Here is a 24,195-nt window from a genome sequence, read left to right as displayed (position 1 = left end):
GCCGGCCACGTCCACGCTCCACTCGCCGTTTTCATCCACGGTGGTGGTGTAGTCTTCGCCGTTGATGGTCATCGCAACGGTATCGCCTTCGGCGATGTCGCCGCCGCTCGCGCTGCCGGTGACCGTGATGGTCTCGCCCGCTTCTTGCGCGTTGATCACGTCATCGCTGGTGATGTTGTTCACGCTGACCGTGCCGGCCTCGGCGCTAGTATCAACCTCAGCTTGATCACTCCCCGGCGCGGAGGTGTTGCCGGAGGTGTCGGTAATGGTGGCTTCTACGGTTAATGTTTCTCCGTCTGCAGGAGTGTCTGGCAGTGTGATGGTGACGGTGCCGTCTATGATATTTTGCTCGGTAATCGTCGAGGTTTGACCATTTATCGTTAATACATCGCCCGGATTAGCACCGGTATCGGACAGATCGATCAATACCTGGATCCCATCACCAAGCTCTTGCCCACTAATAATGCCATCGTTGTTAGCATCATTAACAATGGTCACGCCAGGGATTCCGGGAGCGGTGGTGTCAATCGCAAGCCCCGCTCCGCCTTCTGCATCGCTACCAATCGCCCCGTTGTTGGTTGCAAGCGAATCAGTATCAAATCCTGAGCTCGCAATGGTCTCGCTTCCATCACGCGCAACATTGACATAACTCCATGAGCCACTGCCGGCTGCAGCGTCACCACCAGCGGCGGTCGCTTGGTCATCTTCAATGGTGATCTCGCCTTCACCATCAAGGATTTGTTGCTGAATCTCGGCTATTTCATCTTGAACATCTTGCGGCAATCCATCGAGCACGGCGCCGGGCTGCTCTCCCTGAGCCTCAACGGCGAGTAACGTTCCGTCGCTGAGTACAATAACAGCCTCACTGTTATCTGGCAGAACCAGCTCGGTTCCAGACGGAAAGGACGTGCCTTCGGTCACTGTCATTGGCGTGCCATTGACAAGCAGTACACCATTTCCTTGGATACTTTCGACGTTTACATTGCGAGAGAGCGAGATTGATTTCATAGCCGGGACTCTTTATCCATAAAAATGTGAGGTGCATTCAAAGTCTATCGCTTGCATTATCTAAATAATTAGACTTCTTCGAAAGCAATTTTACGCCGAAATGTGCACTTGGTACGGCTCAAAATTGACGCTTTACGTTATGTAGTGTAGATGGTTTTTTGAAACGGCGCCAAACCAGGCTACCTCCGTAGACTATGCCCTTAAAGTATGCGCTTACATGTCACTATTAACAGGGTTGAGTATTCTATATATTAGTAATATCAATGCATTAAGGTTGAACTGGCTTTTTCGATGAAGTCTTGGATATGATCTTTTCTTTGTCCCTCGCGTACACCCAGATGGATCGATTTATGAATGCCTGTTTTGCCCATGCGAAGAATATGTAGGTTTAAACGCTGTTGATATTCTAAAGCCAGCCATTTGGGGAGTGCCGCGATCCCGCGTTCAGCGACAACCATTTGCGGTATGATATCGGTTTTTTCTATGGTTTTGTGTTTGCGCGGTGCACAGTGCGCTGGCGCTAAAAACTGAGTAAAAACATCTAAACGCGATTGATCAACGGGGTAGGTAATCAGTACTTCTTGTGTCACTTGCTGAGGATCAACATGGTCAAACACCGCGAGTGCACTTCGTCCGCTCGCCACCAGCACCTGTTCGTAATCAAACACGGATACGTATTCTATGCCTGGTTTAAGTAAAGGATCGGGCGTGACGAGCACATCAATCTCATGGCCAAACAATGCGCCCAAACCACCGAATTGGAACTTTTGTTTAACGTCAACATCCATATCCGGCCATTGATGTAAAAAAGGCTCGACCACTTTCAGCAGCCATTGATAGCAAGGGTGGCACTCCATACCAATACGCAGTGTACCACGCTGACCTTGGGCAAACTGTTTAAGCTGGTGTTCAGGCCAAACCTGTTTTGGTCGGCCCTTTCACGTATCTGTGGCTAGGTAAAGAAAAAGATGTCTCTAACAAGTTGGATCTGCTCGAAAGGCTCTTACCCGTGTATCAAACACTGCTGAGCAAACTGGCAGAAAAAGGCATTGAGTGGGTCCAAATCGACGAACCGATCTTGGTCACGGAGCTCACGCCTGAATGGCAGACGGCGCTAAAAACCGCGTATCGTGCATTAAGCCAAACCAAGGTCAAGTTATTGCTGGCGAGCTACTTCGGCGAGCAAGCTGAAAATCGTCCATTGGCGCAATCGTTGCCCGTTGACGGCTGGCACTTGGATGCTATTAGTGGCCGAGGGGATGTGGATGCATACCGTGAAGCGCTTAGCGATCAACACGTTCTGTCTGTGGGGGTGATTAATGGTCGTAACGTTTGGAAAACGAATCTCAATGCCACGTTAGAATGGCTCGAACCGATTCATCAATCCGAGTTTCCGCACCTAATCAAGCACAAATTATTGGCTTGATGAAGAAAGCCGCCGCCCGTATTCCTGAAGAAAGATTGTGGGTGAACCCAGATTGCGGCCTAAAAACCCGCCAATGGGATGAGGTTATCCCGGCATTAGAAAACATGGTTGCAGCGGCGAAAGCGCTTCGTCAGTGACGCTGCATCAGTAGCGCGAAGATCAAAACATCGTCAAACAAAAAACGCGCCACGGATTTTTCCGGTGGCGCGTTTTTTATTCACATGTTATTGGCTAATACGAATATCAGTGCGGCGATTAATAGCACGCCCTTGCTCGGTGTGATTGGTCGCAGCAGGCCGTGACTCACCTTGGCCGCTTAGCGTCACTGTATTGACACCATCCGACGAAATAACAGGGGCAACTGCGTCCGCTCGTTGTTGTGACAGTTGCTGGTTATAGTATGCGCTTCCGACACTATCGGTATGGCCAGTCACTGAGATCCGTGCTGGGTGCTTTGCTAACATCTGCGCTAAGCGTTGCAAAATCGCTTGGCCTTGGGAAGAGACACGCGACGTATCGAAGTCAAAATGCACACGCGCTACCGGCGAATTGGGCGCTTGCTGCCAGTAAGCATGACTTTTAATAAAACTGGCACACTGTGGCGACACATCAAGTGCATCAATTTTTGCGACCAGCCACTGGTGATTGGCGGTGGTTTGGGGAGCAACCACGAGTCGTTTATTATCCTGATAGGTGCGCGCGATGACGCCGTCACCGGTCGTCACCTGGTAATGTGCCGACCCTTCTTGCATGACGCAGTAAGTATCAAATAAGGCGTCATTCGCCCACACGATATTGGGAAGGCTCAGTACGAGTGCAATATTGATCCATTTAATCATTGGATGCTCCTTGTTATGGGGCGAGGTGGCCGATTTCTTCAGTAATAAGCTCGAGGATTTTATTTTTTATTTCATCTGGATTCTCTGCAGAAAATACATTGTCTTCACCAACACAAGACTCCATTTGAGATGGAATATCCTCACTGTCTGCAAAACCTACCGCTGTCATCCTCGCTTTAACTGGCTCACCATCAACATTCAGGCTGTTTAAGTGCTCAATGATGTTGGTACACATGTCAGCCTCAATTAGCTTGTCGGTTGTGTCGGTAAAATTATCCGCCCCATCAGACAATAAAATAATTAAACGCCTTGGGTTTGCCCCTACTTCAACCATTTGTGCACCACGAATGATGCCAGCATAAGAAGATGTTCCGCTAATCTGGCTACCTCTAATTACGAAACTATTTACTTTATTTTTTAAGGTATCAAAGTCATCCGTTAGTTCAATATCTTGAAAGTATGACAATTTTCCATCTATGCTGGTTTCTAAAACTGGATTGGAATGTACGGGATGACTCAGACTAAAAATGTTATCAACAGTAGCCCTTCCATTAACCTGTCCTGGCGTATCGCCTGATCGGGCATCACACTGAAGGTACCAACCCCAGCGGTACGAACAATCAGTAATACACCTAGAGTTTCCATTACAGATAAGATGATCAAAATGAAGCATTTTATCTTTATTGTCAGGATTTACTTTTTGGGTAAAGTTATCAAAACCAGTTATCGCTAATCTATTTTTATTTTCTCCTTTAACGTAGTCATTGAAATTATCTAGTTCAGACGCTATTTCACTGATAATTTCTTTCATCATTCTATAACGAATCTCACCAGTTCCATCCTTCCCACTCCATGGCCAGGCCATCGAGCCAGAGAAGTCTGCCACCAAGACTACATCAACCGTTTCTGCATGGTATTTCCTACTCACCGCACCGCTTGCCACATCATAGTTCTCACCAAAACCAACAATGGTCTCATTACCCGGAAACCATGTAGGCTGGTGAATTTTGGCTAATACTTGATACTCAAAAAAACGCTGCTCTGAGTCTTGGCAAGACGCGTTGTTTTCGCAATTTATTTTACGAATGGTAATATCGCTATCGTCGACTTCTGCGTAGGGAAAATAGTCCTGAATATAAGCCTTGGCCAGTGTCTTATCATCCGACCCTGCTCCTGCAACAGCTAGGCTTGCCACCTCAACCGCCTCTGCCAGACGTGCCTTGTCCTGCACCGCACGCGCCCCATCTGTCCCTAGGGTAAAAATGCCAAACAGTATTGGAATAAATAAGGCGAATAAAATGGCTGCATGCCCTTGTTGCTGACGGTAGTAGCCGGGAGCTGAGTGAGCAAAACCTGGTTGTGAGCGCATAAACTATCTCCCCATCACTACGGCGCGCGACGATACGCGCGAGAAGTCTTCGCCAATCAGATTGCCGTACCAATTATCGGTGTCGTAGCACACGGTCACTTGGTATAAGGTAGCTGGTCGCCCAAAGGTGGTGGTAAAGCTGAGATCTTTACTCGGCGGCGCTGCCTGGCACAGAGTTCCAGAAGGTGCTGACCACTGGCTAATAATTTTGTTTTGATCCTCTTCATCCGTCGCTCCAACGCCTTGACGAACATGAAGCGAAAATCCGAGTTTGGTACTGTCAAAGTTACTCATGGTACGCGTGAGGGAGTTTCTGACGATAGTGTAAGCTTCTTCAGCTTGAGTATCGTTCACTCTAAAGTCGTCCTCACTAAACAGTTCAGTGCGCTCTTTAATGATATTGGCTGCAGAAAAAGCCATGCGCTCGAGCTTACCTTTAACGCTCAGTTTAATGATGATATCGGCACTGAACACCAACAGCAGCGCGAAGAAAACCCCGACGATGGCAAATTCGACGGTAAAGTTGCCTTGCTGATGAGACTTAAAGCGCAAAGGTTTCACGTTGGTATTCCTGTATCACTATCATTTCACGGGAAAAAAGGGTGTTTTTATCCAAAAATAAATTAAAGATGGGTTGATAGTCATAACTGACATTATAAATGGCAATAGGGGCTTTCTCTGGCTCGCCACATACAGCTTCTTTGTCATCTTCATTGTCTGGTTCACAACCATCAGTGATCGTGGCAAGGGTGTTGTATTCATTAACATAACGGATACTTATCCGGTAATTATTCGCATCGATCAACGCATGCCAAAGGCTACTATCATCATTAAGGGTTTGTTGAAATACGGTCACAAAATCTTCAGTTTGTTGTTTTTTCGCATGTTGTGCGGCTCTTGAGATAGCTAAATCCCCCAAGGCAGATACATACGACATAAAGCTCATTTCCACCCAAGCGGCGCACATCAACCAAAAGGCAAAAAAACCGCCAACAAATTCAATCGTTGCGACGCCTGATTCTCGCTTTAGGTGATGGGGCGTGTTTATTCTCATTGAATAACGCCCTCTTGCTCTGGCGCTTTAGCCTGAGGCGCGACATCAAGAAGAGAGGACAAATCGGCCACGGGTAAAGCTTGCAATTGTTGGTAAAGTACGGCTTGTTCCTCGCTCTCCATGCTGGATGTTAGCGCATCAAAGGCTGAGCGCTGATTGGTTTTGGCATAGATTAACGACAGGGTAATGCGCGTTTTATCCGAAAGTTCACTGAGCTCTGGCAATGGTTCCAGTCGACGAAGGGCCCCCGTCAAGTCCTGTTCCAGTACATCAATCAATGCGAGGTTGTTTTTTATGGTGCGATCATTGGCCATGTTCTTTCGTGCTTGATTGAACCACTGTCGCGCGTCTGTTAAGTCTCCCTCTCGTGCAGCCAGTATGCCAAGCAAATTGGCCGACTCGCTGTCATTGGGATCCCGTTGTTGTACTTCTTTCAGGCGTAAGGCGGCGGTTTGCCATTGCTCTAATCCCATCGCGACTTTACCGGCTAGTAAGCCTATCTGCGATATAGGCTGTCCATCTTGCTCCGTCTTTTGTAACAAAGGCGACAGATAAAAATCCGCCGAGTCATAGTCTTTGATGTACAGATAACGTTTCACCAGCTTTATTCGTGTCTGCGAAGATTCTTTTTGCTTTAACTCACGCTTGTAGAGCTCAATGATCTCACGATCATTGCCACTACTTTCTAACACTTGTTCGTTGGTCAGCGTCTTTTGCTCTGGCGGCTGACTGGCTGCACACCCAGAGAGCACCAAAATATAGGCTGCCACCAGCGCCCAACGCGGTTGTTTGATTCGAGGTTTCACCTGATTAGGCATTGGCTAGCATCCTCATAATGCCCGGTGCGGCGATTAGGATCACAATCGGCACCATGATAAATACAATCAAAGGAATCGACATTTTGGCTGCGAGCTGACCGATTTTTTCTTCAACTTGCAAAAGTTGTACTTCACGAATATCCGCCGACAAGGTGGTGAGCACCCCATATATCGACGTGCCGTATTGTAAGCTTTGATTAAGGGTCATCACAAAGCTGCGCATTTCATTAGACGGCACTCGCTGATAAAGCTCTTCGAGTGCTTGCTCAAGCCCCACAATCCGTGAGCGTTCATTCACACGGGTGAGCAAAAAACTCAAGTCACGGTCAAAGGCCGCCATTTCACGCGATAAATAAGTAATGGACGCTTCAATGGTCATCCCAGTTTGAACACAAACAGCCATCAGATCGAGCATGTAAGGCAGTCGATTAGAAATGGCTTTCACCAACGCCCGTTTACGTAGGTTGAGATAGGCATCGGGGCCAATGATGATGATCACCAGCCACACTAAGCCACCAATCAAAAGCCAGGTATTCGGCCATTGTTGCAGTTGGCTCAATAAAAATATACCAACGCTACCCGCAAGCAATACCGCATATTTCATCGGCATAAATAACCGGCTCCAACGCTTATCGTAAATACCGGCCGCGAGAAATTTTTGTTCCACCTCATGAGTGTCATTAGACACCAGCTGGTTGATAAAGGCGCCAAACTTATCCCATAGTGGGGTTGTTGTTTGATCGGTTGAGTTCTCAATATTAAAGTCACGAAATTGGCGTTTTTTACGCGACTGTCGCAATGCACCAACAGCAAGCACGCAGCCGACAAGTAGCAGTATTAAAAAAATCCATTGATGCTGTGCCATCATGATTCCCTTTTATCAGCGCACACTTTTCATTAATCCCCAAACGATGGCGATCCCAATCGCTTCACTAATAAGGACATAATAAAGAATCACTTTGCCATCGGGGTCAAACATCACAAACTCAAAGTTTTCTGGGCTGAGATATTGCAAAACAAACAGGAAAAAAAACGGAATCGCCGCGACGATTTTCGCCGATGTGCGCGCCTCAGACGTTAAGGCATATTTTTTCTTATCAATCGAGCGGGCATTAAACATCATCCGATTAAGCCGCATCATAATATCTTTGAGTTGGCCACCACGCTGCATATTGGCGCGCAGCGTGATCACAAAAAAGTAAAACGATGGATAAGGATAACGACGACAGGACTTTCGAAACACGTCGTCGGGAGATTCACCAAGTTGTAAACGTTTCCCCATAATGCGGAACTCGCGACCAATGTCACCTTCGAGCGTATTACCGACATACAAAATAGCATGCATGATACTTTCACCGGCAGACACTGCACTGGTCATCATATTCAACGCATCCGGGAATGCCGTTTCAAACATTTTTTGTTCACGGTTTTGAAGCCAACGGTAAAATATCAATATGCCCGCAAGCACAAAAGGCGGCGTAACTATCCAGATGGGCTCCCGTAAAAACTGGTTGTTAAATTGAATCGATGCAAAACAAAGGCCCGCTAAAAGTGCAGCTAACTTAATATTTGGGCGCTCTCCCAGCTGTTTCTTAAAGTTGCTCCAGCGCAGTAGAATGTTTTCCCATACACTCCTATCGGCCAGGGAGCGTAGATCCACCGCTTGCTGGTTTGCCATCACGGATTCAACAAACTCAGTTCGGTTAAATTCTTCGAGATAATCATAGCGTTTGTGTTTTTTCAGCCAAGGAACAATCAATAACCCCAACCCAACCATCAGCATGACAAGGTAAATCACATGCCCTCCCCGGCTTTGAATGCAGACGAAAGCTTTTCCTCAAGCCCAAAGAAACGTGCTTTTTCCATCAACACCGAACGTTGCATGAGTCCTGCCGTCATAAAGTTGCCACGCACTTTCCCTTCACCAGATTGCTGATAAACCGGTTGAAAGCGAAAAATCTCCTCCATAACCACATTGGCGCCCTCTAATCCAACCACTTCGGTAATACTCATCACTTTACGGCTACCATCATGCAACCGGCTGATTTGGATCACCAAATCGACAGCACTAACGATGGTGCGCCGAATCGCTTCTAGCGGGAGGTTACTGTTTGCCATCATCACCATCGATTCAACCCGAGCCAGTGCGTCGCGAGGTGTATTGGCGTGCAGCGTTGACATGGATCCGTCGTGACCGGTATTCATGGCCTGGAGCATCTCAAACGCTTCGGCCCCACGGCACTCACCCACAATGATCCGATCGGGACGCATCCGTAGCGAGTTAATCACTAAGTCGCGTTGATCGACTAAACCTGTATTTTCAATCCCTGCGGTCCGCGTTTCTAATCGCACCACGTGAGGTTGCTGCAACCGTAACTCCGCGGCGTCTTCAATGGTAATAACCCGCTCATTTTCACCAATAAACTGGGACAAGGCATTGAGCATGGTCGTTTTACCTGAACCTGTTCCCCCGGATATTAAAATATTGAGCCGACAATGCGCGGCAATCATTAATAGTTGGGCCATTTCTGGGCTCATTGCCCCGAACTCACACAGCTTCTGTAGATCAATACTCTGTTTTTTAAATTTACGGATTGAAATCGCGGTGCCGTCAATGGATATCGGCGGAATAACAATATTCACGCGGCTACCATCTTCTAGACGCGCATCACAAGTAGGAGACGATTCATCCACCCGACGACCAACCCGTGAAGCAATACGCTTGGCGATTTCACGCAACTGACTTTCATCAATAAAGGTCACCGGTGCGGGCTCAACTAAACCGTTACGCTCAATATAAACGGAATCAGGTCCGTTGATCATAATGTCGGTGATGGTTTCATCGTCCATTAAATTTTGCAGTGGCCCCAGACCAATCAGCTCGTCGGTTAAGTATTTAACGAACTCATTTTTTACCGTGCTACTTAATGGCCATTGCTCACGATTGATGAGTAGCTCAACCGCGCTCTGGAGTTGCTTTTCAAGCTCTTCACGCGACACATCCGCAATCACATTCGGGTCTAAGGCATCAAAGACCTGCTTACGGATCTTTACATAGACTTCCTTGGTGCCTATCACTCAACGTGCCTCTTTTGACGCCACAAACCGGTGAAAAAATTGAACACTGAACGGCGCTCTGTTGACTCACCTATCACCAAGGAAGCCAACTTACGCGTCGGACCAGATGCCTTTATTTTAGCCTGCGCGACTCGGTTTCCCTCCAACACAAGCTCGCCAATTTTCCCCGAAAAGGGGATCACGACATCAAGTGGGCATTGAAGAAACTTCTCTATGTCTGCCCCCGTCACGGTGGCAAACTTTTCCGGTATACAGTGGTTTAGTACCAGGATGAGGCGCGGCCGCGATGCTTCATCGACTTTGTCAATGGTCATTTTTAATCGTCCGGCATCACGTAATGCTGATACAGTTGGACTAACCACCAAAATAATGCAGTCACTGTCTAACCAACGCGCTTGGTTACGATGCGTAAAGCCCGACGAACCCGAGACATCTTCAACAATGAAGTTGCATTCTGATGAGAGTATATCCGCGGCATTATTGTTGTAATCATTCAGTTCGTCGAAACTGTACTGTTTGGAGGTCAGTGATAGAACAGAGAGCATGTCACTGTGTTTGGTGAGTAAGCTTTGCGCTGCCGATAGATCAAGGCTTGAAGAAAACGCGCCTTTTTGCACCTCCCGCTTTTCAAACTTCTTTAGCCCTAACATAATATCTAGGTTGCCACTGGTGTAATTATGGTCAACCACAATGCATGATGCGCTTTTATCGGTGACCAATTGATGCGCTAACTCAGACGTGATCAATGTCGTGCCAACCCCTCCTTTAGCGCCAATCACCGATATTCTTTTCGCGCGACGGTTTTGGCCAGGTCCACGATTACGCTGACGGTTATCACTGACGCTACGGACAAAATCGATCAGCTCTTGTTTCGTAATTGGCCAAAATAAGTAATAAAACCCCATCTCTTTGAGATTACGAATCGTTGAGATCGCATCCTCACTGCCAATCACAATCACAGAGGCATGACTTGGCAATAAGTGGCTAATACGACGAGCATCCCCCGTCACATCCTGACTGCTATTCAACTCAACCAATACGATTTCAACACTCTGTTGACGAACGTGATCCGTGATCGCCATGTCTGAGTTTTTGCAGATCTCTGGCGTTGCGACGCCCTCAAAACGAAACGCTTCTTCCACCAAAGAACGACAGGGAGCGGTTTGATAGAATAATACCGACGTAATCTTCTCGCGTTCGTCTTGCTGAGATTGATTACTTTTTAATATATCAACGAGATCAAACATCAGTATTCGCCTTCTTCATGACTGAGGCCACGTTCAGGATGTACCTTGGAGAGCCAGCGATTCTGTGTCACCACACAACCGGTTTTATTCTGACGCACATCGGCTATTTTAACGGGATGACAAGCTTGTGGTTTTACCTGATAAGTCACCACTGAAACGCGCCAATCTCCGTCTTCCAGAGCCGCCGAACGACGCCGAATATTTTGACTTTCTACTCCCAACTTCAATAAATAACGTTGCGCTTTTTTCGCCGCCTGTTCACCGCGAGGGGTGTTATAGTCAATCGTAATAGGTTGAGTAAGTACTAACTTCTGATGATGAGAAGCAAAACGAGTAAATTGCTCAAAATCACTCTGCGACGCGGATGTTGATAGCGTTAACTGATAAGTTACTGGCGCCAGTAAAACTTGAGTTCCCTCGGTTTGATAAGCGGGTGTACAGCCCCACAGCCCACTCATTAGGAGGATGCCGACTAGCCATAATGTCACTTTCATTGGATAAAGCCTCCTTTACGCAACCATTGGCGCAATGGTGCTTGCTCAGGCACCGCGTCTAACGCGAAAAAGCGCTCAAGCGTCGACGTTCGCTGAATTTGAGGGATAACCACTTGATCTGATTGAATGGGTTTGACCAAGTTCACTTTGGCGACGATCACCAGTTCAGTGTTATTACGTTGCGTTTCGGTATGACGAAACAGCGCCCCTAAAATGGGAATATCACCGACAAAGGGTATTTTCGATAAGGATTCACGCTCTTCACTGTTCAACAAGCCACCGAGGACAAAGCTGTCGCCGTCTCCCAGCTCAACCGTAGTGCGGGCTCGGCGTGTTTTTAATGCCGGCAAATCATAGGCGTCATTGCTGTATTGCGCATCCAAAGAGCTCACTTCCGGCATTAATGCGAGTTTGATCTTATCGTCCCTGTGTACGTTGGCCGCCAATTCTAGTTTGACCCCATATTCGCGATACTGCACATTCACGCCACCATCAATACGAGTGACGACAGGCAGTTCACCACCGACAAGAAAGCTGGCTGTTTCACCCGATAACACCGATAAATTGGGCTCTGCGAGAATTTGTCCGACATTATCATCGCCAACCGCACTGATGACGGTGAGGATGTCGCTGGCACTAAAACTCTTCAACGGATTAACAAAGATCCCGCTGCCTCGACCACCCGAGCTAAAATTAACACCAAACTTTTCCATAAACGAATTGGAGACTTCCGCCACGGTTAATTGCACATTGACTTGCTTGGTCGTGGCCACCTCTAAGTTATTGACAATCCCGTCGTAGCGATAACGGCGCATAAACTCGAGGTTGTAGGTATTTTCTCCCGTATTCCACTCAACTTCTTCTTCAGTGGCTGACTTTGCTAACAGCTCACCCACCAAGCGTTCGATACTTTTTTTCTGCGTTTCGCTGGCCACCCGACCGCTGAGTACCACTTGATCAGCCAAATTATCAATTGAAATATCGAGATCCGGATAACGCAGCTGAATTTGTTGCTGAATATGGACCATACTTTGGTTCACGACCAATTGACGTGCCGCCATGGTATTGCCTGCTTCATCAAATACCAGTAACGAGGTTGTGCCAACCGCTTTACCAAACGCTACAATTTTTCGCTTATCGATAACTTGGTAGTCTGCTATCGCGGGATCAGCGACGAATACCGAGCCAATCGTTTGATTGACTTGCAATGCTTCTGCCTGGCCTTTGGCGATATTCATCACCATAGGGGCAGAATGGGCCGCCATCGCGACCCAGCTCAACAATAATGCCAACATCCAGCGGCGACAAAAGTGCGGCGCTTCCATACAAATTCCTTATTTTATAACGGCAGTATCAGCCCGAAACTCTGTAATCGCTCGATAGTCATCTAGAACATCGCCAGCGTTGGCGGACATATCTTTAGGCGACGCTTTGCCCAGCGACTTGTGAACCTCAAGTTGGGCGATGCGTTTGGCAATGGTCATGGTGGCCACTTGCTTACGGGTAAGCTCCAAAATCAAGGTGGTATCCGTAGACGCCGGTTGATTGCGGGTCGCCTCTTGACGCGATTGCGCAACTTTGAGGACTTTCACGCCCATTAATACAGGCGCGAGGGACACACCGCGAAAGCTACGCACTGTGGTCTCATTGGCAAGGTTTTGATCGGTGGAGGCAAGCGCCATAATATCGACCAATGCCCCAGCGCGCACCGCCCCACCGACCACTGAGGTTGCTGAGACTTCAAGCGGAAAGGGAATACGATCGGCTTGTGTGACGTAATCGAGATAATCTTGGCTTTGCGGAGACACCACTGCGTCCGGATAGAGAATATCGCCGGCCGCCAGTGATCGTCTGGCGAATAAAGCCTCGCCATTGGTTTCGGGGATTGCCATATCAGCGTCAATACCCATTTGGTTGGCTTTGTTCTCTGGCCAGGTTTCAATAATCAGATTATCTCGTGCAATCGTCTCACCACGGTCGAGCTCAGATTTCAACGTTATCACCTTGTAGACAACCTCGGGTGATGCTGTTGACGCCTCAGTTTGCACCGGCTGCGTCGACTGATTAGGCTGCAATAAACCGTACAGACCGATGGCAATGGCCAAAAAGGCAATCAAGGAGAGTAATTTTGAATTCATAGTCCCTCTAAACAACCGGAAACCACGGTGGGAAGCGATAGTTGTATCGATCAAACATATAAGAGGAGCGGCGACGTTACATTGCGTACATCGCCATCGTGAATATCACCACGCGACACTCGCTAAGGTAAGCCATATGGCGAACATTCCCGATGGCGCGATAGCCAGGGCATAAGGCACACCATGGGCACGCCATTCGGGCTTTCCTAACCCGCTGGCCAACAAAAGCCCGACAGCGACTAGGCCGCCCAAAATGGCCATTAAAAACAACATCCATGGCCACCATTGTTCGCTCACCGCGAGACTTATCGCTGCTAGCAGCTTCACATCTCCAGCACCGCACACACCGAGCCAAAATAAAGCAAAGCCGGCCACCAAAACTAAGCAGGCCTGTATTAGCGCATTACCGACAGGGAGCTGAGCCCAGTAAACAATGCCCCCTGCAACCACAGTGATTACCGCTAGCACCCAATGTTCGATGGTGCGTCGTCTCAGATCGCTAACCATACACACCAGCAAACAGGAACCAATCAATAATGGCAGAGCAATCACTGTGATTAAGGCCTACTGTTTAGTTTCTGACTTATTTTTGATCAGCGTCAACTGTAGGGTCTACATTGGTAGTGATTTCATCGATTGCAGCCTTTAAAGCACCTTTTAGACCACCTTCATCACCTTGACCGTTGAACACGGCCAGCACGATCGCAGAAATCGCGACACCGATAATCGCATATTCGATAGCGGTAACACCGCGCTTGTCTTTGGCAAACGACTCCAGTGCTAAACGGGTGTTGACATACATTTCAGTTAACATACGCATTTCTTCCTTTAATTTTTTTACCCATCACGTGAACAGTAAATTGGAACCCTGTTCACAATTTGTGGCGGAAGGCTATCACTGCCATCGAAGATGAGAAAATACATCATGCCTATAATTTGACGCAGATCTGACTATTTAACCGACCACTGTCTAGTCGATCGCAAAAAATAAATAATTGATAAAATTATAAATTTAAGGTGGTTGTGGTATCCGCGTAAAAGGACGCCTGCTCTAAAGCTGATATTGACAATGAAGTAGATAGGTATGGGTATGGGTATGGGTATGGGTATGGGTATGGGAAGAATACTAGGGAAGTGAGAGAAAACCAGAGAGAGTAAAAAAAGAAAAGGGAGCCTGAGCTCCCTTTTCTCCAGAATCTTAGCGACGGATGCCTAGACGCTTGATAACGTCCAAGTAACGGTCAACACTGTTCTTTTTCAGGTAGTCCAGCAGCTTACGACGACGTGAAACCATGCGTAGCAGGCCACGGCGGCTGTGGTGGTCACCTTTGTGCTCAGCGAAGTGCGATTGCAGATCGTTGATTGATGCGGTCAACAGGGCGATTTGAACTTCCGGTGAACCCGTGTCGTTCTCGGTTTTGCCAAAATCAGCAACGATTTGTGCTTTTGCTTCTGCAGTCAGAGACATAATGCTCTCCTAATAAGAGTGTGTGATTATCATGCACCAGCCAATCTCTGATTCAGCCGGTGCCCGAAGGCGCGTATTCTACTGACTTTCGTCTAAGGTAGCAATCTATCCACGCCGCTTTTTCCGTGAAACACCCGCAAATGGCAGCGTGTTTTTTAGCTTGCTTCCGGCTGGCGACTGGCCACTAAACGACGTGGCGCCACCAAGCCATCGGCGTCAATTTCACCAACACCAATAAAGTGACGTTCCTCGCCCGCGGTTAAGCGAACAAAGCCACTGGTAGGTGCATTCGGCACCTGTACCGCTTGGCCTTGTAAGGCATAGCTGGCCATTACCGGCAACAAGTTGATTTCTCGCAAGTCTTGTACCGCGGTATCAAGTGGGAGTAACAAAGGATCCAGCAGCTGCTTAGGTTGGATCTCTTGTTCTCTGGCTTCATTCAACAAGCTTTCGAGCTGCTCTAATGTCACCATCTGGCGCGTCGGATAGCCAGAAACACCCGTGCGACGCAGTGCGGTGACGTGGGCACCACAGCCTAGCATTTCCCCAAGATCATCGACGATGGTTCGAATGTAAGTGCCTTTAGAACAATGGACTTCCATCTCAATCTCATCACCTTCAAAACGCAACAATTCAATTTGATGAACATGAATCGTACGCGCTTCACGCGGTACTTCAATGCCTTGACGCGCATATTCATACAAAGGCTTACCTTGATATTTGAGCGCGGAGAACATCGATGGGATCTGCTGGGTTTCACCGCGGAACTTAGCAATACAGCGCTCCAGCAATCCTAAATTGACTTTTACATCGCGGGTTTCTACCACTTCACCATCGGCGTCTGAGGTATTGGTGCGCTGACCCAATTTTGCCACCACCCGATAACGTTTGTCGGCATCCAGCAAAAACTGAGAGAACTTGGTCGCTTCACCTAGGCAAATTGGCAACATGCCCGTTGCAAGCGGATCCAAGGCTCCAGTGTGTCCTGCTTTCTCGGCAAAAAAGATACGTTTTACTTTCTGCAGAGCATCATTAGAGGTTATGCCCGTGGGTTTATCGAGTAGGATAATCCCATCAACGGGGCGACCTCGACGACGTTGACGACGCGCCATCTTTTATTCCTCACCTTTGTCATCATCATCACGGCGCTCATTATCACTGCGCACCGCTTTGCTCACCAGGTTCGAGATACGAATACCTTCAGTGAGCGACTCATCAAATACAAACGTCAACTCTGGGGTCACACGCAAACGAATCGCCTTTCCGACCAAAGAGCGGATATAACCACTTGCTTCATTGAGGGCTTTGAGGCTTTCTGTCGGTGCTTGTTCGTCAACGGTTAAAAAGGTGACGAAGACTTTGGCGTAAGCAAGGTCACGCGAGATTTGGACGTCAGAGACGGTCACCATACCGATACGTGGATCTTTTACTTCACGCTGCAGAATCAGTGCAATTTCTTTTTGCAACTGATGGGCGACACGGTCCGTCCGGCTAAAATCTTTACCCATTTTCTTTTCTCTCAACAAAATGGGGGTAAGCGCATGCGCCTCCCCCCACGGTGTATCCAAACGACCTGGCTGTTTTTAAACGCTTAATTAGTCAATTGAGCGCTGAATTTCAACCGTTTCAAAGACTTCGATTTGGTCACCAACGCGAACATCATTGTAGTTCTTCACGCCAATACCACACTCGTAGCCTTTCTTCACTTCGTTCACATCATCTTTAAAGCGACGCAGTGATTCCAGCTCCCCTTCGTAGATAACCACGTTATCACGCAGAACACGAATTGGATTGTTACGCTTAATCACGCCTTCAGACACCTGACACCCGGCAATTGCGCCCAGTTTTGGTGACTTAAAGACATCGCGAACTTCTGCCAAACCAATGATTTCTTGTTTGAACTCAGGCGCAAGCATACCGCTCATCGCTTGTTTCACTTCATCAATCATGGTGTAGATAACAGAATAGTAGCGAAGATCTAAGCTTTCATTCTCGATAGTCTTACGTGCGGTCGCATCGGCACGCACGTTAAAGCCACAAATGATCGCGTTCGATGCCGCTGCCAGTACCGCGTCGGTTTCAGTAATACCGCCCACGCCGGAACCAACAATCTTCACTTTGACTTCGTCAGTTGACAGTTTAACCAGTGAATCGGCAATTGCCTCAATCGAACCTTGTACATCGGCTTTCAGAACGATGTTGAGCTCAGAGACTTCACCTTCTTCCATGTTCGAGAACATGTTTTCCAGTTTGGCTTTTTGCTGACGCGCCAGTTTCACATCACGGAATTTACCTTGACGATAAAGTGCCACTTCACGGGCTTTCTTCTCGTCACGTACAACCGTAGCTTCATCACCAGCGGCAGGGACACCTGACAGACCTAAGATCTCAACCGGAATGGATGGACCAGCATGGTCGATGTCTTGGCCGTTCTCATCACGCATCGCACGAACACGACCGTATTCAAGGCCACAAAGTACAATATCGCCTTTATTCAAGGTACCTTCTTGAACCAAGACAGTCGCAACAGGACCACGGCCTTTATCCAGACGAGATTCAATCACAACGCCACGCGCCATGCCTTTCTCAACCGCTTTCAGCTCAAGGACTTCTGATTGCAACAAGATGGACTCGAGCAAGGTATCAATGTTTTCACCCTGTTTCGCAGAGACGTGAACAAAGATGTTCTCACCGCCCCACTCTTCTGGGATAACATCATACTGCGCGAGCTCATTCTTGACGCTGTCAGGGTTAGCACCTTCTTTATCCATCTTGTTGACGGCAACAATCAAAGGTACACCCGCGGCTTTGGCGTGTTGAATCGCTTCTTTGGTTTGTGGCATCACACCATCATCGGCCGCAACCACCAACACAACGATATCCGTCGCACCCGCACCACGTGCACGCATCGCGGTAAACGCTGCGTGTCCTGGCGTATCCAGGAAGGTGATCATGCCGTTATCAGTTTGTACATGGTACGCACCGATATGCTGAGTAATACCGCCAGCTTCACCCGTTGCAACGTGTGCTTTACGGATGTAGTCGAGCAAGGATGTCTTACCGTGGTCAACGTGACCCATGATAGTAACAACCGGTGCACGCGGTGCCATAGGTGCATCGTTATCACGATCAGAGAGTACGGCCTCTTCCAGCTCATTCTCTCTGCGCAGGATAACTTTGTGACCCATTTCTTCCGCGACAAGCTGTGCGGTTTCTTGGTCAATCACCTGGTTAATGGTCGCCATTGCACCCATTTTCATCATGGTTTTAATGACTTCTGCACCTTTCACCGCCATTTTATTCGCGAGCTCAGCAACCGTAATGGTTTCACCGATCTCGACTTCGCGGTTTACTTTCTGGGCAGGTTTTTTAAAGCCATGCTGCATCGAAGACGGCTTAGCCATACGGCCTTTGCCTTTACCACCTTTACCACGACGGCCTCGGGGGTTTTTGTCTTCTGTTGCAGTGGCTTTTTTCTTTTTCTTGCGACGCGGCGCGGCCGTTTCTTCGCGGCGATCCGCTTCGTCTTCCGCTTCGCGGGCATATTCGGAGGTAACCGTATGGTGGTCAGCCGCCTCCATGGTACTTAGCGCTTTGTCTTGATCTGACCAGCGCTCTTGATTTGCTTCTGCCATTTTGCGTGCCTCTTCTAACTGCCGCTGACTTTCTTCTTCAGCTTTACGCTTGGCTTCCTCTTCCTGGCGACGCTTAAGTTCATCAGCTTCTTTCTTCGCTTGCGCATCAGCAGCACGAGTGGCAGCAGTATCCGCTGCGTCGTCTTCAGGCTGCTCAGATTTTGGTTGCGCTTGCGGCTTGGCTTCACGCTTAGCTTTTTCTTCAGCTGCGCGTTTGGCTTTCTCTTGTGCTTCACGCTTGGCTTTTTCTTCGGCCTCACGTTTCGCTTTCTCTTCTGCTTCGCGTTTTGCTTGCTCTTCAGCTTCTAGACGCGCTTTTTCTTCGGCTTCGCGTTGGGCTTGCTCTTCCGCTTCTTGCGCTGACTTTTGGTCTTCAAGCTCGCTACGCTTCACATAAGTGCGCTTTTTACGCACTTCGACTTGGACATCTTTGTTTTTTCCGCCAGCCCCTGACACGCTCAGTGTGCTACGTTTCTTGCGCTGAAGCGTCAGACGCGTCGGAGCATTGCCGTTGTCACCATGCTCACGCTTTAAATGCGTCAACAAAGCTTGTTTTTCATCTTGGCTTACCTGATCGTCCGCCGATTTTTGCATACCAGCTTCTTTAAACTGCTTCAGCAGACGATCAACCGGCGTATCAATTTCCTTCGCCAGTGTATGTACTGTAACCTCTGACATTCTGCTCCTCCTTTGCCGTCTTTACGCTTCGTCGCTGAACCAGCAGATATTACGCGCTGCCATAATAAGCTCGCCCGCACTGGTTTCGTCCAATCCATCAATATCTAACAGATCGTCAGTGCCTTGATCAGCAAGATCTTCCAGCGTCTTCACGCCTTTCGCGGCCAGTTTAAAGGCCATCTCACGAGAAAGGCTGTCTAATGCCAGCAGATCTTCGGCAGGTTCAGCGTCTCCCAGCGATTCTTCTTGTGCGAGCGCGATGGTGGTCAACGCTTCTTTCGCACGTGCGCGCAAAATGTCGACAGTGTCTTCGTCTAAGCCGTCAATTTCGAGCATTTCGCTGGTTGGCACATAGGCCACTTCTTCAAGGGTGGTGAAACCTTCTTCCACCAAGGTTTGTGCAAAGTCTTCGTCAATATCGAGATATTTAACAAACAGCTCTAACGACGCTTGTGCTTCTTCTTGGTGTTTTTTCTGGAGGTCTTCAACCGTCATCACGTTCAGTTCCCAACCGGTCAGTTGAGAGGCCAAACGCACGTTTTGTCCGTTACGCCCAATCGCTTGCGCCAGGTTATCCGCCTCGACGGCAATATCCATGGAGTGGGTATCTTCATCGACGATGATAGAGGCGACGTCTGCAGGCGCCATGGCATTGATCACAAATTGGGCAGGATTATCGTCCCAAAGTACGATGTCAATACGCTCGCCACCCAGTTCAGTTGATACCGCTTGTACACGTGCACCACGCATCCCCACACACGCACCGACGGGATCGATACGTTTGTCATTGGTTTTCACAGCAATTTTAGCGCGTGAAGCAGGATCGCGGGCAGCGCCCATCAGCTCAATCATCTCTTCGCCAATTTCTGGCACTTCGATGCGGAATAGCTCACTGAGCATTTCTGGCTTGGAGCGCGTCATGAACAATTGGAAGCCTCGCGCTTCAGGGCGCACTGCATACAACAGACCACGTACTCGGTCGCCAGGACGGAAGTTTTCACGAGGGAGTTGATCATCACGTTGGATAACCGCTTCCGCGTTGTTTCCTAAGTCGACAATGATAACATCGCGATTGACTTTTTTGACCACACCGGTGACAAGCTCACCTTCGTTGTCCATGAACTGCTCAACCACTTGTGCACGCTCAGCTTCACGCACTTTTTGTACGATCACTTGCTTGGCGGTTTGGGTGGTAATGCGGTCGAAGACAACCGATTCAATTTGATCTTCTACAAACCCGCCTAGTTCGAGGGTTTCATCATCATATTGGGCCGCTTCCAACGTGATTTCACGCGTTGGTTGGGTGACTTCATCGACGACAAGCCAACGACGGAAGGTGTCGAATTCACCGGATTTGCGATCAATGGCGACACGCACATCGATTTCGGCCTCGTACTTCTTTTTGGTTGCCGTTGCCAGCGCGGTTTCCAGTGCTTCGAAAATACGCTCTCGTGGAACGGCTTTTTCGTTTGAGACCGCTTCGACAACAGCCAAGATTTCTTTATTCATCTACTAATGCCTCATTTACTCTTAAAATGAAGGAACCAGGTTTGCTTTGGCGATGTTACTCAAGGCAAACGCCTCATCTTGGCCGTCCACGCGAACCGTGATGGTATCGCCATCGACAGAAAGGATTTCGCCTTTCCACTTACGGCGGTTTTGCATAGCCATTTTCAGCACGATGTTCACTTCATGCCCGATGAATTGCTGATAGTGATCAGCGGTGAACAGTGGACGATCAACACCTGGAGATGACACCTCTAGGTTGTACGCCACTGTGATTGGGTCTTCCACATCCATTACCGCGCTCACTTGACGGCTCACATCGGCACAATCGTCCACCGTGATACCATTTTCATGGTCAATAAAGATACGCAGTGTTGAATGCTGGCCAGCTCGAACAAATTCAAGCCCAACCAACTCATAATCCAGCGCCTCAACAGGCGCGGTTAAAAGTTCAGCCAGTTGTTTCTCTAATCCTGTCATTCCAAACCCCAGAAATAAAAAAAGGGCTTAAAAGCCCAGTTACTATCCGAATGGTCTTCTTCAGATAACAAAAAACCCCGAAAATCGGGGTTTAATGTAACTGGACCCTGATGCTATGCCATCAACATAAGTCGTTAGCATAGCCGTTATTGCTGGTGTCGGAATCATCGCAACAATAACGAGAGAGTAACTCTCTACACAAAGGCTTATTGGTCCGCTTCGTGCTGCCCCGAGGGCAAAAAGGCTAGCACGTGGCTAGCCCGGTCAGCGTGGCTTTGACAACAAACGCTGACGCGTTATTCAGTTTAGCCGTTATTTAAACAACAAACTTAAAATTGGTTGCGGGAGACGGATTTGAACCGCCGACCTTCGGGTTATGAGCCCGACGAGCTACCAAACTGCTCCATCCCGCGTCCGATTCGCGATAATTATATCGCTTTTTACAACAAAGGTGCAAGTGATTGCCCTTTGTGAATTTGGTGCCGAGAGCGGGACTTGAACCCGCACGCCTATAAAGGCACTACCCCCTCAAGATAGCGTGTCTACCAATTCCACCACCTCGGCTCAATTCTTACTGAGGGATCTCACTGTTATCAACAGGGATTTCATCCTCTTTTGGCGCAGCTTGCTGTTGTGTAGCAGGCTCGCTTAAATCTTCAAAACCGCTTTTTGCTTTAGGGTCATGCGCTGTCAAGTTACCGAGCACAAGACTCAGTGCGAAGAACGCGATTGCAAAACCGGTTGTCATTCGGGTTAAAAAGTTTCCAGAGCCGCCAGAGCCAAACACGGTGTTTGATGCCCCAGCCCCGAATGAGGCTCCCATATCTGCGCCTTTACCTTGCTGAACCAGAACCAGGCCAATTACACCGATTGCGGCCAACAGATAAATCACAAGTAGAATTTCGTACATGGTTCCACCTATGCTCCAGGTTGTTGAGCCGGCAGTGTCACTTCTCAGCCAGCGCAGCCCCCTTTGTTGGGAGCGGGTGAATACTAGCGAAAGCGCGGTGATGAAACAAGAGAAATTTACAAAAAACCTTGATTTCGACGTCGTTTGCGCAATCTATGACCACCCACCCTTTATTATTAACAGTTCGCCTTCACCGCCTCTGCAATTTCGAGTGCGTAGGCGTTCACGTTATCGGCATCCGGTCCTTCGACCATCACCCGAATCAAAGGCTCAGTGCCTGATTTGCGCAGCAACACGCGCCCCTGCTCACCCAGTTTATTTTCCACTGCGGCTTTGGCAGCCAGTACGGGCTCACTTTGGAGTGGGTCGACACTGCCACTAAAGCGCACGTTTTCTAGTACTTGTGGCAATAACGTCATGCCATCGCTTAACGCTTTTAAATCCATTCCCGTGGCGGCAACACTGGCCAGGACCTGCAATGCCGCCACAATGCCGTCTCCGGTGGTGACTTTATCCAAGACAATCACATGGCCTGAATTTTCCGCACCAATTCGCCAGCCTTTTTCTTGGAGTAGCTCCATCACATAGCGATCACCCACTTTGGCACGTGCGAATGGGATCCCAAGCGATTGTAATGCCAACTCCATGCCCATGTTGGTCATCAAAGTGCCAACCACGCCGCCTTTCAGCTCACCACGGCGTAAACTTTCGCGCGCGATGATGTAGGCAATTTGGTCGCCATCAATTTTATTGCCAAGATGATCAACCATGATCACACGATCACCGTCACCATCAAAGGCTACCCCAAGGTCTGCTTTTTCTTCCAACACGCGTTGCTGCAGCGCGCGTACATCGGTAGCCCCCACTTCATCATTGATGTTGGTCCCGTTTGGCGCACAGCCAATGGTCAGCACGTCTGCCCCTAATTCACGAAAAACAGAGGGGGCAATGTGATACGTCGCACCATGGGCGCAATCAAGGACAATTTTCAAGCCACTCAGGCTTAACGCGCTGGGGAAGGTACCTTTACAGAATTCGATGTAACGTCCGGCCGCATCGTTGATGCGGCTTGCTTTGCCCAACTCGGCAGATTCGACACAAGTGAGTGTTTTTTCGAGTTCCGCTTCAATCGCAAGCTCAACATCATCGGGGAGTTTGGTGCCCTCGGAGGAGAAAAATTTAATGCCGTTGTCGTAATGCGGGTTATGTGAGGCAGAAATAACGATCCCTGCTTCAGCGCGAAACGTTTGAGTCAGATACGCAATCGCCGGCGTTGGCATAGGGCCAGTGAAGGCGGCTTCTAACCCTGCTGCGGATAAGCCTGATTCGAGTGCAGACTCAAGCATGTAGCCCGATATTCGAGTATCTTTACCAATCAGCACCTTGCGGGTGCCTTGTTGCGACAAGACGCGCCCGGCGGCCCAACCTAGTTTGAGCATAAACTCTGGGGTGATGGGAAATTCACCCACCTTACCGCGCACACCATCTGTGCCAAAGTATTTACGTTCTACCATTGTTTTTATTCTCCTGGTGCTTCATTTTCTTGCATCGTCAACGCCACGATCTTAAGGGCATCGGTCGTCTCTTTAACATCGTGAACACGGATAATCTGTGCGCCTTTCACTGCCGCTAACGTGGCACAAGCGATGCTGCCACCTAGCACGTCGTGAGGTGTTTTATCTAGCGCTTTGTAAATCATAGATTTGCGCGACATCCCCGCCAAGATCGGCAGACCAAAGTGATGGAAATGATCTAATTGTGCGAGCAACTGATAGTTGTGTGCCAGGGTTTTACCAAACCCATAGCCTGGATCCAAAATGATATTTTGCCTGATAACGCCAGCATCCAGGCAAGCATCTATTCGCCGGTTTAGAAACTGCATTACGTCTTGGATAACATCCGTGTAGTCGGGTGCCGCTTGCATGGTTCTAGGCTGACCCTGCATGTGCATGATGCACACGGGTACCTGGAGATCGGCAGCGGCAGTCAATGTGCCAGGCTCTCTGAGCGCGCGAACATCATTGATAAGGTTCGCGCCAGCTTCGAC

Annotated in this window: 24 protein-coding genes, 2 tRNA genes and 3 pseudogenes; 2 read left to right on the top strand and 27 right to left on the bottom strand. The window is 48.7% G+C overall.

The features are described from left to right. Window positions 1-1,008: Ig-like domain-containing protein (locus BZG77_RS12655; protein WP_131826159.1), on the bottom strand; the 1,008-nt coding region annotated here is incomplete at its 3' end. A gap of 260 nt (window positions 1,009-1,268) precedes the next feature. Then, window positions 1,269-1,883: pseudogene (locus BZG77_RS12650) on the bottom strand (LysR substrate-binding domain-containing protein); the annotation flags it as partial. A 41-nt stretch (window positions 1,884-1,924) separates the two neighbouring features. Between BZG77_RS12650 and BZG77_RS12645 the strand changes: the two are divergent. Further along, window positions 1,925-2,434, top strand: a pseudogene (locus BZG77_RS12645) (5-methyltetrahydropteroyltriglutamate--homocysteine S-methyltransferase); the annotation flags it as partial. Between the two features lie 2 nt (window positions 2,435-2,436). After that, window positions 2,437-2,571 (top strand): annotated as a pseudogene (locus BZG77_RS12640) (hypothetical protein); the annotation flags it as partial. Between the two features lie 87 nt (window positions 2,572-2,658). Here BZG77_RS12640 and BZG77_RS12635 read toward each other — a convergent pair. The 25 genes from BZG77_RS12635 to folP all read right to left on the bottom strand — a co-directional run. After that, entirely contained in the window at window positions 2,659-3,273 is a 615-nt protein-coding gene (locus BZG77_RS12635; RefSeq protein ID WP_077647497.1) for an OmpA family protein, read from the bottom strand. Between the two features lie 13 nt (window positions 3,274-3,286). Continuing rightward, complete coding sequence (locus BZG77_RS12630) at window positions 3,287-4,642, bottom strand: pilus assembly protein (RefSeq protein ID WP_077647496.1); 1,356 nt, start codon at window positions 4,640-4,642, stop codon at window positions 3,287-3,289. Window positions 4,643-4,645: 3 nt separating this feature from the next. Next, window positions 4,646-5,203 carry a tight adherence pilus pseudopilin TadF gene (gene tadF / locus BZG77_RS12625; RefSeq protein ID WP_077577143.1) on the bottom strand — a complete coding sequence of 186 codons (558 nt, stop codon included), beginning with the start codon at window positions 5,201-5,203 and terminating at the stop codon, window positions 4,646-4,648. Next, on the bottom strand, window positions 5,184-5,696 hold the full coding sequence (locus tag BZG77_RS12620; RefSeq protein WP_077647495.1) for a TadE/TadG family type IV pilus assembly protein: 513 nt from the start codon (window positions 5,694-5,696) through the stop codon (window positions 5,184-5,186). Before BZG77_RS12620 ends, tadF begins: the two co-directional genes overlap by 20 nt. Next, entirely contained in the window at window positions 5,693-6,514 is an 822-nt protein-coding gene (locus tag BZG77_RS12615; protein WP_077647494.1) for a tetratricopeptide repeat protein, read from the bottom strand. Before BZG77_RS12615 ends, BZG77_RS12620 begins: the two co-directional genes overlap by 4 nt. Next, a complete protein-coding gene (locus tag BZG77_RS12610) occupies window positions 6,507-7,379 on the bottom strand; it encodes a type II secretion system F family protein (RefSeq protein WP_077577146.1) in 873 nt (290 codons plus the stop codon). Before BZG77_RS12610 ends, BZG77_RS12615 begins: the two co-directional genes overlap by 8 nt. Window positions 7,380-7,394: 15 nt before the next feature. Next, window positions 7,395-8,312, bottom strand: coding sequence for a type II secretion system F family protein (locus BZG77_RS12605; RefSeq protein WP_077647493.1), 918 nt, complete (start codon window positions 8,310-8,312; stop codon window positions 7,395-7,397). Continuing rightward, window positions 8,309-9,592, bottom strand: a complete 1,284-nt coding sequence (locus BZG77_RS12600) for a CpaF family protein (RefSeq protein WP_077647492.1) — start codon at window positions 9,590-9,592, stop codon at window positions 8,309-8,311. The genes BZG77_RS12605 and BZG77_RS12600 overlap by 4 nt, the downstream gene beginning before the upstream one ends. Next, the gene (locus BZG77_RS12595; RefSeq protein WP_077647491.1) at window positions 9,589-10,839 is read right to left on the bottom strand and encodes an AAA family ATPase; all 1,251 of its coding nucleotides are present in this window, start codon (window positions 10,837-10,839) and stop codon (window positions 9,589-9,591) included. The genes BZG77_RS12600 and BZG77_RS12595 overlap by 4 nt, the downstream gene beginning before the upstream one ends. Further along, window positions 10,839-11,333, bottom strand: coding sequence for a hypothetical protein (locus BZG77_RS12590; protein ID WP_077647490.1), 495 nt, complete (start codon window positions 11,331-11,333; stop codon window positions 10,839-10,841). The genes BZG77_RS12595 and BZG77_RS12590 overlap by 1 nt, the downstream gene beginning before the upstream one ends. Then, window positions 11,330-12,658: a type II and III secretion system protein family protein gene (locus BZG77_RS12585; protein WP_241844154.1), complete on the bottom strand. Its 1,329-nt coding sequence runs from the start codon at window positions 12,656-12,658 to the stop codon at window positions 11,330-11,332. Before BZG77_RS12585 ends, BZG77_RS12590 begins: the two co-directional genes overlap by 4 nt. A 9-nt stretch (window positions 12,659-12,667) precedes the next feature. Beyond that, entirely contained in the window at window positions 12,668-13,471 is an 804-nt protein-coding gene (gene cpaB, locus BZG77_RS12580) for a Flp pilus assembly protein CpaB (protein WP_077647489.1), read from the bottom strand. Between the two features lie 105 nt (window positions 13,472-13,576). After that, window positions 13,577-14,023 (bottom strand): A24 family peptidase, encoded by a 447-nt coding sequence (locus BZG77_RS12575; protein ID WP_077647488.1) that lies wholly within the window; start codon window positions 14,021-14,023, stop codon window positions 13,577-13,579. Between the two features lie 31 nt (window positions 14,024-14,054). Continuing rightward, a complete protein-coding gene (locus BZG77_RS12570; RefSeq protein ID WP_077647487.1) occupies window positions 14,055-14,285 on the bottom strand; it encodes a Flp family type IVb pilin in 231 nt (76 codons plus the stop codon). Between the two features lie 384 nt (window positions 14,286-14,669). Beyond that, window positions 14,670-14,939 (bottom strand): 30S ribosomal protein S15, encoded by a 270-nt coding sequence (gene rpsO, locus BZG77_RS12565; RefSeq protein ID WP_025673889.1) that lies wholly within the window; start codon window positions 14,937-14,939, stop codon window positions 14,670-14,672. Window positions 14,940-15,094: 155 nt separating this feature from the next. Continuing rightward, window positions 15,095-16,051 (bottom strand): tRNA pseudouridine(55) synthase TruB, encoded by a 957-nt coding sequence (truB, locus tag BZG77_RS12560; RefSeq protein ID WP_077647486.1) that lies wholly within the window; start codon window positions 16,049-16,051, stop codon window positions 15,095-15,097. A gap of 3 nt (window positions 16,052-16,054) precedes the next feature. Beyond that, window positions 16,055-16,447 carry a 30S ribosome-binding factor RbfA gene (gene rbfA / locus BZG77_RS12555; protein ID WP_077576766.1) on the bottom strand — a complete coding sequence of 131 codons (393 nt, stop codon included), beginning with the start codon at window positions 16,445-16,447 and terminating at the stop codon, window positions 16,055-16,057. A gap of 87 nt (window positions 16,448-16,534) precedes the next feature. Next, window positions 16,535-19,252: a translation initiation factor IF-2 gene (infB, locus tag BZG77_RS12550; RefSeq protein ID WP_077647485.1), complete on the bottom strand. Its 2,718-nt coding sequence runs from the start codon at window positions 19,250-19,252 to the stop codon at window positions 16,535-16,537. A 21-nt stretch (window positions 19,253-19,273) separates the two neighbouring features. Beyond that, window positions 19,274-20,761, bottom strand: a complete 1,488-nt coding sequence (gene nusA, locus BZG77_RS12545; RefSeq protein ID WP_077461715.1) for a transcription termination factor NusA — start codon at window positions 20,759-20,761, stop codon at window positions 19,274-19,276. Between the two features lie 21 nt (window positions 20,762-20,782). Then, window positions 20,783-21,238, bottom strand: a complete 456-nt coding sequence (rimP, locus tag BZG77_RS12540; protein WP_021023286.1) for a ribosome maturation factor RimP — start codon at window positions 21,236-21,238, stop codon at window positions 20,783-20,785. Window positions 21,239-21,574: 336 nt separating this feature from the next. Beyond that, window positions 21,575-21,651 (bottom strand) — tRNA-Met (locus BZG77_RS12535). A 64-nt stretch (window positions 21,652-21,715) separates the two neighbouring features. Next, window positions 21,716-21,802 (bottom strand) — tRNA-Leu (locus BZG77_RS12530). A gap of 7 nt (window positions 21,803-21,809) precedes the next feature. Continuing rightward, window positions 21,810-22,148, bottom strand: coding sequence for a preprotein translocase subunit SecG (gene secG, locus BZG77_RS12525; protein WP_021023287.1), 339 nt, complete (start codon window positions 22,146-22,148; stop codon window positions 21,810-21,812). Window positions 22,149-22,324: 176 nt separating this feature from the next. Beyond that, a complete protein-coding gene (gene glmM / locus BZG77_RS12520) occupies window positions 22,325-23,662 on the bottom strand; it encodes a phosphoglucosamine mutase (protein WP_077647484.1) in 1,338 nt (445 codons plus the stop codon). A gap of 5 nt (window positions 23,663-23,667) precedes the next feature. Further along, window positions 23,668-24,195, bottom strand: a 528-nt coding sequence (folP, locus tag BZG77_RS12515; protein WP_108743990.1) for a dihydropteroate synthase, incomplete at its 5' end; no start/stop codon positions are given.

The sequence above is a fragment of the Salinivibrio sp. IB643 genome (genome assembly GCF_001996105.1).
Taxonomy (GTDB): Bacteria; Pseudomonadota; Gammaproteobacteria; order Enterobacterales; family Vibrionaceae; genus Salinivibrio; species Salinivibrio costicola.
Note: the sequence above shows the minus strand (reverse complement) of the source record. Positions and strands in the feature narration are given on the sequence as shown.